12 protein-coding genes are annotated in these 12,185 nt (G+C 71.6%); 5 read left to right on the top strand and 7 right to left on the bottom strand.

All coding sequences use genetic code 11. The annotated features are described in order from the left end of the window. Positions 1-83 precede the first annotated feature (83 nt). A complete protein-coding gene (locus tag E1294_RS08755) occupies positions 84-1,391 on the top strand; it encodes a nucleotide sugar dehydrogenase (protein WP_132506643.1) in 1,308 nt (435 codons plus the stop codon). Next, positions 1,381-2,565, top strand: coding sequence for a glycosyltransferase family 4 protein (locus E1294_RS08750; RefSeq protein ID WP_132506641.1), 1,185 nt, complete (start codon positions 1,381-1,383; stop codon positions 2,563-2,565). Before E1294_RS08755 ends, E1294_RS08750 begins: the two co-directional genes overlap by 11 nt. Here E1294_RS08750 and E1294_RS08745 read toward each other — a convergent pair. Continuing rightward, complete coding sequence (locus E1294_RS08745; protein ID WP_132506639.1) at positions 2,538-3,383, bottom strand: glycosyltransferase family 2 protein; 846 nt, start codon at positions 3,381-3,383, stop codon at positions 2,538-2,540. The genes E1294_RS08750 and E1294_RS08745 overlap by 28 nt on opposite strands. A gap of 26 nt (positions 3,384-3,409) precedes the next feature. Between E1294_RS08745 and E1294_RS08740 the strand changes: the two genes are divergently transcribed. Then, a complete protein-coding gene (locus E1294_RS08740; RefSeq protein ID WP_132506637.1) occupies positions 3,410-3,958 on the top strand; it encodes a dTDP-4-dehydrorhamnose 3,5-epimerase family protein in 549 nt (182 codons plus the stop codon). Positions 3,959-3,970: 12 nt separating this feature from the next. Beyond that, positions 3,971-4,870: a hypothetical protein gene (locus E1294_RS08735; protein ID WP_132506635.1), complete on the top strand. Its 900-nt coding sequence runs from the start codon at positions 3,971-3,973 to the stop codon at positions 4,868-4,870. Here the strand turns inward: E1294_RS08735 and E1294_RS08730 are convergent. Together E1294_RS08730 and E1294_RS08725 are read right to left on the bottom strand one after the other, a co-directional pair. Continuing rightward, a complete protein-coding gene (locus E1294_RS08730) occupies positions 4,819-6,165 on the bottom strand; it encodes an O-antigen ligase family protein (protein ID WP_132506633.1) in 1,347 nt (448 codons plus the stop codon). The genes E1294_RS08735 and E1294_RS08730 overlap by 52 nt on opposite strands. A gap of 3 nt (positions 6,166-6,168) precedes the next feature. Next, complete coding sequence (locus E1294_RS08725; protein WP_132506631.1) at positions 6,169-6,921, bottom strand: YveK family protein; 753 nt, start codon at positions 6,919-6,921, stop codon at positions 6,169-6,171. Positions 6,922-7,053: 132 nt separating this feature from the next. On the opposite strand from E1294_RS08725, the gene E1294_RS08720 reads away from it, so the two are divergent. Next, positions 7,054-7,926 (top strand): DUF6492 family protein, encoded by an 873-nt coding sequence (locus E1294_RS08720; protein ID WP_132506629.1) that lies wholly within the window; start codon positions 7,054-7,056, stop codon positions 7,924-7,926. Here the strand turns inward: E1294_RS08720 and E1294_RS08715 are convergent. From E1294_RS08715 to E1294_RS08700, 4 genes are all read right to left on the bottom strand, one after another. After that, positions 7,905-8,774: a hypothetical protein gene (locus tag E1294_RS08715; RefSeq protein WP_132506627.1), complete on the bottom strand. Its 870-nt coding sequence runs from the start codon at positions 8,772-8,774 to the stop codon at positions 7,905-7,907. The genes E1294_RS08720 and E1294_RS08715 overlap by 22 nt on opposite strands. Before the next feature lie 85 nt (positions 8,775-8,859). Further along, entirely contained in the window at positions 8,860-9,747 is an 888-nt protein-coding gene (locus E1294_RS08710) for a glycosyltransferase family 2 protein (RefSeq protein WP_132506625.1), read from the bottom strand. Beyond that, a complete protein-coding gene (locus tag E1294_RS08705) occupies positions 9,734-11,182 on the bottom strand; it encodes an oligosaccharide flippase family protein (protein WP_132506623.1) in 1,449 nt (482 codons plus the stop codon). The genes E1294_RS08710 and E1294_RS08705 overlap by 14 nt, the downstream gene beginning before the upstream one ends. Next, a complete protein-coding gene (locus E1294_RS08700) occupies positions 11,179-12,147 on the bottom strand; it encodes a hypothetical protein (RefSeq protein ID WP_132506599.1) in 969 nt (322 codons plus the stop codon). The genes E1294_RS08705 and E1294_RS08700 overlap by 4 nt, the downstream gene beginning before the upstream one ends. Positions 12,148-12,185: the final 38 nt, after the last annotated feature.

Below are 12,185 nucleotides of genomic sequence, written 5' to 3'. Positions count from 1 at the left end.
CGACATATCGGTGGAGGCGGGGGAAATCGCGCGCTGCCCTCCAGACGGCGGTCCACAGCAGACGGTCCCTAACGGAGGCGGCTGTGCGAATTAGTGTCTTCGGACTCGGTTACGTCGGATGCGTCTCGGCGGCATGCCTGGCCTCCATGGGGCACCAGGTCGTGGGCGTCGACGTCAACCAGGCCAAGGTCGATCTCATCAACGACGGCCGCGCGCCGATCGTCGAGGAGCGCATCGGGGAGCTGGTCGCGGCGTCCGTCGCCGGCGGCGCGCTGCGCGCTACCACGGACGCCGCCCAGGCCGTCAGGGACAGCGAGGTGTCGCTGGTCTGCGTGGGAACCCCGTCGGCGCCCAACGGCAGCCTGTCGACGACCTTCCTGGAGCGGGTGGCCGAGCAGATCGGCCGCTCGCTGGCCGCGGGCCACGTGGTGGTCTTCCGCAGCACGATGTTGCCGGGCACCTGCGCCGACCTGCTCGTCCCGATCCTGGAGCTGTCGTCGGGACTGCGGGCGGGCGTGGACTTCGGGGTGGCGGTCAACCCCGAGTTCCTGCGCGAGGGCACCAGCGTGCGCGACTTCTTCGCGCCGCCCAAGACGGTGATCGGCGAGTCGGACGGGGCCGCGGGCGACGTGGTCGCCGCGCTGTACGACGGGCTGCCCGGCGACGTCTTCAGAGTGCCGATCCCCGTCGCCGAGATGGCCAAATATGCGGACAACGCCTTCCACGCGGTGAAGATCGGGTTCGCGAACGAGCTGGGCGCGATCTGCCAGGCCATGGGGCTCGACTCGCACCGCGTGATGGACGTGTTCCTGGCCGACCGCAAGCTCAACATCAGCCCCGCCTACCTGCGGCCCGGCTTCGCCTTCGGCGGCTCCTGCCTCCCCAAGGACCTGCGCGGTCTGGTCTACGCGGCACGCAAGGCCGACGTGTCCGTCCCGCTGCTCTCCCACGTGCTCCCCGCCAACGAGGCGCACCTCCAACGCGCCTTCGACCTGGTCACCGCCGCGGGCCGGCGCAGGATCGGCCTGTTCGGGCTGTCGTTCAAACCCGGCACCGACGACCTGCGCGAGAGCCCTCTCGTCGAACTCGCGGAGCGGCTCCTCGGCAAGGGCTACGACCTGCGCATCTACGACGCCAACGTGACCCTGTCGCGGCTGGTGGGAGCCAACCGCGCCTACATCGCCGAACGCCTGCCCCACCTGGGCGAGCTGCTCGGCGACTCGGTGGACGAGGTGCTCCGGCACGCCGAGGTGTGCGTGATCGGGTGCGCGGACCCGACGGTGCTCGACGCGCTGAGCCGCGTGGGGGACCGCAGGATCGTCGATCTCGTACGCGTTCCTGACGCGGAGGCCCAGCGGGGCAGAAGGGACTACACAGGCATTGCGTGGTAGAGCGCTCATCCTCGTCGAGAATCTGTCCGTACCGATGGACCGGCGCGTCTGGCAGGAGTGCACGGCCCTGTACCAGGCCGGCTGGGAGGTGCACGTCATCTGCCCGCGCGGCGTCAAGCAGGACACCGAGCCCGATGCCGTCATCGACGGCATCCACATCCACCGCTACCCGCTGCGCGCCGCCACCGGCGGCCCCATCGGCTACCTCCGTGAATACGGCTCGGCGTTGTGGCACACCGTCCGCCTGGCCAGGCGGCTCGGCACGTTCGACGTGATGCACGGCTGCAACCCGCCCGACCTGTTCTTCCTGGTGGCGCGGGCCATGCGGGGCAAGGGCACGCGGTTCGTCTTCGACCAGCACGACCTGGTGCCCGAGCTCTACCTGTCCCGCTTCGGCCGGGGCGAGGACCTGCTCTACCGCGCGGTGTGCCGGCTGGAGCGGATGACGTACCGGGCCGCGCACGTGGTGATCGCGACGAACGAGAGCTACAGGGAGGTGGCGTTGTCGCGGGGCGGCAAACGTCCGGAGGAAGTCTTCGTGGTGCGCAGCGCCCCGGCGGTCGAGCGGTTCCGCCAGGTGCCGCCCGACGAGAGCCTGCGGCGCGGCAAGCCGTACCTGCTGTGCTACCTCGGCGTGATGGGGCCGCAGGACGGCGTGGACTACGCGCTGCGCAGCCTCGCGCGGCTGCGGGACGAGCACGGGCGTACGGACTGGCACGCGGTGTTCGTCGGCGGCGGCGACACCTTCGACGCGATGGTGGCGCTCTCCCGCGAGCTGGGCCTGGCGGACACCGTCGAGTTCACCGGCAGGATCCCCGACGAGGACCTGCTGCGCCACCTGTCCACGGCCGACGTGTGCCTGTCACCCGACCCGCTCAACCCGCTCAACGACGTCTCGACGATGAACAAGATCATGGAGTACATGGCCATGGCCAGGCCCATCGTCTCCTTCGAGCTGCGCGAGGCGCGGGTGTCGGCCGGCGAGGCGGCCCTGTACGCGCCCGCGAACGACGAGTCGGAGTTCGCGAAGCTGATCGCGCGCCTGCTCGACGACCCGGACGAGCGGCGGCGGATGGGCGAGATCGGCCGTGGCAGGGTCGCTGGCCCCCTGTCCTGGCACCATTCGAAGGCGGCGTTACTGGCGGCCTACGAAGTCGCCGTGGGGTCGCGATGACGGCTGCCGGCGTCGGTGCCCCAGCTCGTCCTGCCGCCGCGGAGCCTGGTGAGCAGCCGGTCCACGGCCAGGACGGCCAGGTAGCAGGCGGCGTCGAGCGGGCTGACCGCCCGCGCGGCCAGCAACGCGCGCAGCTCTTTCGGGCGCAGCGGGCGCGCGGGCACGCCCAGCTCGGCGAGCTGCCTGTTGCCCTGCCTGACCCTGATCCGCCGGCGCAGGTGGGCGCGGACCGTGCGGGCGGGACGCACGACGGAGCGCGCCCGCGCCACCACGACCCGCTCGTCCCCGGTGAAGCAGCCGTCCACCCACCCGTCGTCGGAGATCACGTCGGGCACCGGGAAGGCCCGCCCGTGCCCGCGCTCGTTCAGCACGTAGACGCCGACGCCCGCGAGCACCCTGGCCGGCGCGATCAGCCGGTCGTGGACCCGGTGCACACGACGGACCGCGGGGCCCGTACCGGACAGGTCCCACTCCGGCGCGGGTGCGCAGGCGAGCACGCCGGGCCGGGCGGCCGCGGCGGCGAGCGCCCGCACGGAGCCGGCGTCGATCCGCACGTCCGCGTCGAGGTAGACGCGCGGGAAGGTCACGCACGCCGCGTCGCCCAGGCGCAGCGCGTGGGCCTTGCCGGGGGTCGCGGTCTCCAGGACCCGCACGCCCGGCCGTGCCGCGGCCCGCGCCGTGCGGTCGGTGCAGGCGTTGGCCACCACGACGACGTCGAACTCGCCGGGCGCGGTCCCGTCGAGCAGCAGGTCCAGCCCTTCCGCGACGACCGATTCCTCGTTGTGCGCCGGGATGACGACACTGACCACCGGCTTCATCGGACCGCCTCCAGGAAGGACGACACATGAAAGCAGAGCAGGGCGAGCTCGACGGGGTCGTGCTGTTCAGGCCGACCCCGCACCATGACAGCCGCGGCCTGTTCACCAGGACCTTCGACGCGGCCGTCGCCGCCGAGGCCGGCCTGGCCCCCGAGACCTTCATCCAGGACAGCCAGTCGCGCTCGCGGCGCGGCACGGTCCGCGGCCTGCACGGGCGGTCGGGCAAGGGCGAGGCGAAGCTCGTCAGGTGCGCCCGCGGCGCGGTCCACGACGTGCTGGTGGACATCAGGCCGCACTCGCCGACGTTCGGGCGCAGCATGGCGGTGCGGCTCGACGACGAGGACTTCGTCACGCTGTACGTGCCCGCGGGCCTCCTGCACGGTTTCCAGGCGCTCACCGAGCCCGCCGACACCTGCTACCGCATCGACAGGCGGCACGATCCCGCCGAGGATCTGGCGGTCCGCTACGACGACCCGGATCTGCGGATCGCCTGGCCGCTTCCCGTCACCGAGGTCAGCCGGCGCGACCAGGAGGCGGGCTCGTGGGCCGATCTGCTGCGGCGGCTGGGTGGCTGAGAGGTGACGGCGATGCGCAGACCCCTCCCCCTGATGGTGGTCGTGGCGGTGCTGGCCACGGCCTGCCAGGCCGCGCCCGCCGAGCAGCCGCCGCCGAGCCCCTCCCCCACGCCGAGCATCACCAGGGCCGACGGCTCGTCCTGCCCTGACCACCCCACCCCGGCCTGCACGGGCGCGCCCCGCGGGACCAAGCTGACCAAGGTACGGCTCGACACGGAGAACGTCGCCTACCGCGTCAGGAAGCCCGGCACCGTGCTCGACGGCGTCCACGTGCCCGGTCATCTGCTGATCCACGCGGACGACGTGACCGTCAGGAACAGCGTGATCGACGGCGACGTGATCAACTCCGACGGCCCCGAGTCGTTCCGGTTCACCATCACCGACACGACGGTGGGCACCACGGGCACGTGCGAGCCGCTGCCCGGGATCGGCTACGACAAGTACAAGGCGACCAGAGTGCTGGTGCAGGGGCACAGCGACGGCTTCCGGGTCTCCGGCGACGACGTCGAGATCCGCGACTCGTACGTGAAGTTGTGCTCGAATCCCGGCGACCACTCCGACGGCATCCAGGCCTACAACGGCGGCAAGGGGCTGCTGTTCCACCACAACACCGTCGACCAGCGCGAGGCCGAGCACATCACCGCGCCCATCTTCCTGGTCGACGAGAAGTCGGAGGACGTGATCGTCACCGACAACCTCATCATGGGCGGCACGTTCAGCCTCCAGGTGCGCAACGCCCGCGGCAAGCAGGTCGTGCGCGGCAACAAGCTGGTCGACAAGTCGTGGGTGTACGGGCCCGTCGACTCCGAGTGCGGCGGGACGGAGTGGTCCGGCAACGAGCTGGTCACCATCGACGCGAGCTATCGGGTCACCTCGATCGTCGGCCCGCTGGTCTGCGAGGGTGAGAACTGATCGGCCCGCGCGGCCCGCAGCAGGGCGCCGGCGGCGCCGACGAGCACGAACGCGATCCCGGTCACGGTCGCGAACGACAGCAGGTCGAAGGTGAACGACCCGGCGAGGGGCACGAGCAGGCAGGCGGCGACGGTGAGTCCGAGGTCGCGGTCGCCGGGGTCGGCGCTCAGGTGCCGGGCCCTCAGCGCCGCGTAGCAGGCCACCACGAACACCGATGCGTACGCCACGGTCCCGATCAGCCCGGTCTCCACCATCGACAGGATGTACTGGTTGTCGAAGATCTGGTGTTTGGGGGCGTACCAGGTGCCCAGGCCGCGGCCGAGCCAGAGGTGCCGGCCGATCTCCTGGCCGGCGACGGCGTAGTCGTGGGTCCTGTACTGGATGCTCTCGTCGTTGCCGAGGTCGGTGAACAGCCCGGCGATGGCCCCGAGCAGGCCGGGCACCGCGACCCAGATGGCCGCCACGAACCCGGCGCCCGCCAGCAGCGCCAGCAGCCGCTGCCGCGCGGGCCAGCCGATGAACAACACCACGCCGGCCACGAAGAGGCTCAGCATGGCGGAGCGCGACACGGAGAACATCAGGCCGAGCCCGATGAGGAGCGTGCACGCCCACCAGCGCAGCGCCGGCTCGCCGCGCAGGCGCGCCTTGACGGCGTGGTGGGCGGCCAGCGGGAGCAGCATGGCGCAGGCGACGCCGAATTCGATGGGGTGGCCGGTGGTGGCCGCGACGCGGCGCAGCTCGGCCCGCTCCAGGACGAACGAGTCGCCCTCGGTGCTGTAGCGCAGGATCGGCAGCTCCATGAACCTGGTCAGGTCCACCGAGAACAGGAACTGGAAGGCGCCGATCACCGAGATCACCGCGCCGGCCACCACCAGCGTCTTCAGCACGAAGTCGAGCCGCCGCAGGCCCCGCACGCCGTCGCAGACCGTGAGCGCGATGCCGACGGTCGCGATCACCAGCACGAAGGAGTGGTCGCTCAGGTTGAGCTCGTCGGAGTCCATGTACCCGTACGTGGTGAACCCGAAGGTCGCCAGCATCGCGGTGAAGTAGGCGAACAGGACCGTGCGCACGGGGTTGCGCCCCTTCGCGACGCCCAGGGTGAGCGTGAGCTGCGCGCACAACCAGAGCAGCGCCGCCGCGAGGCTCACCACGTTCGCGGGTGTGAGCGAGAGCGGCAGGTACTTCAGCACCAGCCGGGCGGGCACGATCAGCAGGACCACGGTGAAGGCGGCGGCGACCGTGGCGCCGTCGGCGCGCCCCGGCAGCGGCGGGGCGCCGGAAGTCGCGGCGGCCACCGGTTACGACCCCGGCTTCCTGGCCGTGACCAGTTCCTGCTCGGCGTCCGGGGACTCGGACTCGTCCGGGTCCCGTTTGCGCCGGGTTCTCGGAAGCCCGGGGAAACCGGTCCTGCGCGCCTCTGAGAGGCTCTCAGCGGCGAACGAGGCGCAGAGGGCGGCGATCAGCCCCAGACCGAGCGCCGCGGCGGCGGAGCGCAGCTTCCTGCCCTGCTGGGGCACGGGTGTGGTGGGCGGCACCGTCTCGCTGATCGAGATGTAGGTCTCGGGTGGCGCCTGCACCTGCCGCTGGCGTACGTCCAGCTCCTGCCGGACCCGCTCGATGACCTCGCGGGCCATCCGTGTGGCAGCCTCGGGCGTGCGGCTCTCTCCCTCGACGAAGACCAGGGGGCCGGTCGCCAGCGACTCCAGGTTGTTGGTGCCGTTACTGACCGCGTAGGTGGTGTCGCCGTCGGGGCGCACGCCCATCTCGGCCACCATGTCCGGCGTGCTCATGACGTTGATCAGCATCGACGCGGCCACGTCGAGCCCGTGGTCGAAGTTGAGCAGCGGGTTGACCTGCGGGACGGGCTGGTCGGGGTCGGGTGGCACGGTCCCGCCGCTGGTCGGCGCGGTGAGCACGAGGACCGCGGAGACGGTGTAGGTGACGGGGATCGTGGAGTAGGCGTAGAACGCGCCGCCGACGGCCAGCAGGAAGGCCGGTAGGGCGACGAACCAGCGTCGCGTCAGGACGAGGACGGTCCCCCAGAAATCCACGTGCCCTCCCTGCGAGTCCTGCCTCATGGATGTCGCCGCGAATGGGGTGGAGCGTTACATAAACCCTGTAACACCGCCTCTGGCTCCCCGATAAGGGGAAGGCAGGGGCCGTTTCACGATGGGAGTCGACCCGTGAGCAAGCTGGCGGTCATCACCCCGTCCTACGCCCCGGACGCCGGCCTCTTCGCCGAGTTGCACAGGTCCGTTCTCCGCCACACCTCGGACGACACCGTCCACCACGTCTTCGTGCCCGCCCGCGACCGGCGGGCCTTCGCCAGGTTCGAGGGCCCGCGCTGCCGCCTGTGGATACGCTCGGAGCTGCTGCCCCGCAGGTACGTCCGCGTGCCCTTCACCGACGTGCACGTCAACTGCCGCCGCCCGTGGCCCCCGCTGCGCGGCTGGGTCATGCAGCAGACCGTCAAGATCGCCTCCGCCGGCCTGATCGACGCCGACGCCCTGCTCATCGTCGACTCCGACGCCGTACTGGTCCGCCCGACCGGGGTCGAGTCGTTCAGCGTGGACGGGCGGCTCTGCCTCCACCGGGTCGAGAACGCCGTGACCGCCGACATGGAGCGCCACCTCCTGTGGCACCGGGTCGCCCGCGAACTGCTCGGCCTGCCGCCCCCGCCGCCACCGCCGCTGCCCGACTACGTGACCGCGCTGACGTTCTGGGACCCGCGGATCGTGCTCGGCATGCGGCGCCACGTCACCGAGGTCACCGGCCGCGACTGGCTCGACGCGTTCAACGGGCGGCTGCACGTCTCGGAGTTCGTCCTGTACGGCGTGTTCGTCGACGAGGTGCTGAAGGCGTCGCCGCCGGTCAACACGACGATCTGCCACCTGAGCTACCACCACGAGCCGTGGGACGAGACCCAGGCGGTCGCCTTCGCCGACCGGCTGCCCCCTGACGCGGTGGGCATGATGATCTCCGCCAAGTCGCACACCCCGCACGAGGCCAGGATGGCCGCGATCCGGCGGTGCGCTCAGGTCGTCGAGTCGAGCTGATCTCCCTCCCGCTCGATCGCCGGGATGGGCCCGGTGTCCTCCTCGGCCGTCACCGGCGAGGCGGGCAGGTCCTCGGCGTGCGGCCGCGCGCCGTTGGGCGGCGCGGCACTGGGCGGCACGGCGTCAGGCGGCGCACCGTTAGACGGCGCGGCGCCGTTCTCCCGCGACGGCTCGGTGACGGGGTCCGGGGCTTCCCGGAGGCCGGGCTCGCCGGCACGGCGGGCGGCACGCAGGCGCTGCACGCCGTAGGCCACGCCGAGCCCCGCGACCACCCCGAACAGGCCGCCCGAGGCCGCCCCCAGCAGGCGGTCCGTCACGACGAGCCGGGGCACCGAGGCGGGCATCACGTCGAGGATCGCGATGTGTGTGCTCACCGGCGCGCCCAGCGCCGTCTGCCGCCTGGCCAGCTCCACCCTGATGCGCAGCCGCGCCTTGCGCATGACCTCCCTGACCACGGCCGGAGAGGTGCTCTCCACCTCGACGTAGACGAACGGCCCGTTGGTGCTGATGCCGAGCAGGTCGGGGTTGGTACGCCCGTCGTTGACGGTCAGTACGGTAGGACCGTCCTCCGTCACGCCCAGCTCGGCGGCGACCTCGGGCGTGTTGGTGGACAGGATGAGGATGCCGGCGGTCGTCCGCAGGGCGTCGTTGAACTGCAGGAGCGGGTTGGTCAGCCCTGGCCGCCGCTGGGGCCCGGTCTCCAGCGTCCCTCCCGTGGCGGGCACGGTGAGCACCATGGAGGCGGTGGAGACGTAGCGGCTCGGGACCAGGAAGTACGCGGTCAGGGCGAGCCCGATCGCCACGACGGCGACAGGCGGCCCGATCAGCTTCTTCCGGGCCAGACCCAAGACGGTTGTCCAGAAGCGCACTATTTCCGCCCCCGTCGACTTTTGTACCGATGCAAAGTGGAAATCGCCCTTGTCGTGAACGCCGTTACACCATCCGCGCCATGGACAGCAGCTTGCGGCCCCGGTGGGCGATCGTCCGGCGCTGGCGGCGGGCGTACATGCGCAGCACCGCGGAGCGCGCCCGGCGGCGCCGGTCCTCGGTGAGGTCGGCGTCGCGCACCCATCTGAGCAGCTCCCTGCACTGCAGCGTGTTCGCCGCGTGCGACTGCCACGACGGCACGCCGAGGCGGCGGGCCAGGCCCGAGATGCGTTCGAGCCGCCAGTTGCGGTGCGACAACACCTCGGGCACGTGCGCCCACGGCCCGGCCAGCGCCAGCTTGGCGGCGAACACCTCGTCCTCGCGCAACATGTTCCTGCGCGGGATGCCGACCGCCGGCTCGCGGCGCAGCAGGCCGTAGAGCGGATCGATCAGGAACGGGCTCTCGTTGAGCAGCCTGAGCATCTCGGTGAACCGTTCCACCGGGTCGTCGGAGCCCAGGCCCGTGCCCTCGTGAGGGCCCGCGTAGGCGGTGGTGGCGACCGTCCCGTCCGGCCGGCTGTAGGAGACCTGGTTGGTGACCAGGATGACGCGCTCGTCGGCCGCGAACGCCGCCATCGCGCGCGAGACGCAGGCCGGCTCCAGCCGGTCGTCGTCACCGATCCACCGGACGTACGCGCCGCGCGAGCTCCGCGCCGCGTGCGTGAAGTTGCCGAGCAGGCCGACGTTGTGCGGATGCCGGTGGTAGACGATCCTGGGGTCTCCGGCCGCCAGGTCGCGGCAGAGCTCCTCGGTGCCGTCCGTGGAGGCGTTGTCGGAGACGACCAGCTCGATGCGCGGGTAGTCCTGGGCCAGCACCGAGCCGATCACGCCTTCGAGCCGGTCGGCGCCGTTGCGCACGGGCAGGGCGATCGAGACGAGTTCAGGTTCCGGCATGTGCTCTCCCTTGACGTACGAGTCGCTCCAGCACGGCACGCGGCACCGCCGCGAGCACGAACACCAACAGCCCCGCGCCGCCCGCCACGCACAGCTCGGCGAACGCCCCGTCGACGACGGCGGACAGCCCGGCCATGACGATGCCGGCCGGCACGGCGGCCGCCAGCGGGCGGGCCAGCCCCGCGCCGAACAACCGCAGCGGCACGCCGGATCGGTGCAGCGCCACCCCCAGCAGCGGCAGCGCCACCACCACCGCGATGACCGCGTGCGCCACGGCGGCGCCCTCGATGCCGCCGAGCCGCGCGCCCGCCATGAGCGCGGGCACGAGCGCGAGCGCCCAGGCCAGGTTCACCCACATGGGCGACCTGGTCGCGCCGGTCGCGGCCAGCACGTCGGTGATCAGCAGGGTCAGCATGCGCACGGCCATCACGACCGCCAGGAAGCGCAGCACCTCGGCCGACGGCAGCCAGCGCGCGCCGTAGAGGAACTCCACGATCGCGGGGGCGAGCGTGCCCATGAGCACCGCGACCGGCACCACCAGCGTCGCCAGCAGCGGCACCGCCTGCCGTACGCCGGCCCGCAACGGCTCGGTGCCCTCCTCGGCCAGGCGGGAGAAGCTGGGCAGCGCGACGTAGCGGATGGCCGTGCCGATGAGCCCGGGCACCCAGCTGGAGATGTTGAAAGCCAGCAGGTAGAAGCCCAGCAACGCGGGCCCGAGCACGTCGCCGACGATGACCGCGTCGACGTTGAGGAGCAGCCCCTCGATGCCGAGGCCGGCGCAGAGCGGCAGCCCGAAACGCAGCAGCCTGGCGGCCACCGCGCGGTCGAAGCCGAGCTCGATCCTGATCCTGGCCAGGACGACCACCAGCATGCCGGTGAGCACCGCCCCGCTGAGCTGGCCCCAGGCGAAGCTGTAGGCCCCGGCGCCGTTCGCGGCCAGGGTGATGGAGACGGTGGCGTTGGCGGCGAACCCGGCGAGGTTGGCCCAGGCCAGCCTGTCCTGCCGGAACGTGCGCATCAGCGCGGCGCTGCGGACCGCGGTCAGCCCGTAGACGAGGTTGGTGGCCATGAGGATGCGGATCACCCAGGTGGCGTCCTCGCTGCCGGCCAGCCGGGCGTAGAACGGCGCGATGACCCAGAACAGCGCGTACAGGGTGGCGCTCGACAGGATGGCCACCACCGTGGCCGTGGGCGCGACCTCCTCCAGCCTGCCGCGCCACTGGACGGTCGCGGAGATCACCCCGGCGTCGTTGACGTAGATGACGAACTGGCTGGCGGCCAGGGCGATGGCGAACACGCCGAAGTCCTCGGGCACCAGCAGCCTGGCCAGGACCAGGCTCATCACGAACGAGCCCGCCTTCATGACCAGGTTTCCCAGCAGGCTCCAGCGCAGCCCCCGCCCCGCCTTCCTGCCGATCTCGCCGGCTTCGCTCATGGGGTGTCCCCGTCGCCCGGGGGCAGCCTCTCCAGCCAGATCTCCCGCCAGAACGGCACGAACTCGCGCGGGCAGTTGGCGTTGTAGACGCCTTCGCAGACGAGGTCGTCGAGGACGATGCACGGGCTCTTCATGCTGAGCATGCGGCCGGTCTTCTCGTCCAGGCAACGCTCGACCCTGGCGCGCACCCGCGCCGTCCTGCCACAGTAGCGGGCCATCTCCTCCTCGAAGCCCAGCCCGCGGTTGAGCAGGTCGGCGTTGAGGGTGTCGAGGATCTCCTTCTTGGACCTGATCCTGACCAGCTCGCCCGGTTTCAGGTCGAGCTCCTCCGTCGGAGTGACGCGGCCGGCCCGTCCCTCGACGAAACCCCAGCGCAGCCCGCGCCTGATCCACAGGCGTCGCGGCAGGGCCTTCTTGCTGAGCTCCTGGAAGCGGTTGAACAGCCCGGCGAGGAACGCGCGGACCACCGACGCCACGCCGGCGTTGCCGGTGCGCACGTCGGTGACGTACTGGCCGAGGTCGCGGAACGGCAGGCAGGCCGGCGCCGCCCTGAGCAGCTCGGTGGCCTGGCAGGAGTAGTGGTCGGCGTCCTTGCGGGTGTTGGCCCGGAGGAGCGGCAGCAGCTCCGGTTCGGGCGTGGGCGGGGCCTGCGGCTCGTCCGGATCGACCCGTTTGAGCCAGGCCTCCTTCCAGTACAACGAGCAGGCCGTCTGGCAACCGCCGTGCTCCCCGCCGTCGCAGCGTGCCCCGGTCAGGTGGACGGCCCTCTCCATACGGCGCATGCCGCTGCGGCTGATCGTGTCGCAGAGTTTGTGCGCGACCTTGTGCACCGTCATCCGCCGGCCGCAGAAGCGCGCCATCTCCGGCATGAACGGCAGGCTCTCCAGTTCGCCCCGCTCGTCCAGCGTGGCCAGGATCTCCGCCTCGCCACGCACCTCGACGAGATCGCCCACCCGCAGGTTCACGCGTCCTCCCTCTTCAGCAGTCCCGCCGCCCCCAGCGC

The sequence above is a fragment of the Nonomuraea diastatica genome (genome assembly GCF_004349015.1).
Taxonomy (GTDB): Bacteria; Actinomycetota; Actinomycetes; order Streptosporangiales; family Streptosporangiaceae; genus Nonomuraea; species Nonomuraea diastatica.
Note: the sequence above shows the minus strand (reverse complement) of the source record. Positions and strands in the feature narration are given on the sequence as shown.

Bases quoted from the DNA above. Each gene is read 5' to 3' on its own strand.
- E1294_RS08745 (WP_132506639.1), bottom strand. From the start codon at position 3,383: ATGAAGCCGGTGGTCAGTGTCGTCATCCCGGCGCACAACGAGGAATCG.
- E1294_RS08740 (WP_132506637.1), top strand. From the start codon at position 3,410: ATGAAAGCAGAGCAGGGCGAGCTCGACGGGGTCGTGCTGTTCAGGCCG.
- E1294_RS08735 (WP_132506635.1), top strand. From the start codon at position 3,971: ATGCGCAGACCCCTCCCCCTGATGGTGGTCGTGGCGGTGCTGGCCACG.
- E1294_RS08710 (WP_132506625.1), bottom strand. From the start codon at position 9,747: ATGCCGGAACCTGAACTCGTCTCGATCGCCCTGCCCGTGCGCAACGGC.
- E1294_RS08705 (WP_132506623.1), bottom strand. From the start codon at position 11,182: ATGAGCGAAGCCGGCGAGATCGGCAGGAAGGCGGGGCGGGGGCTGCGC.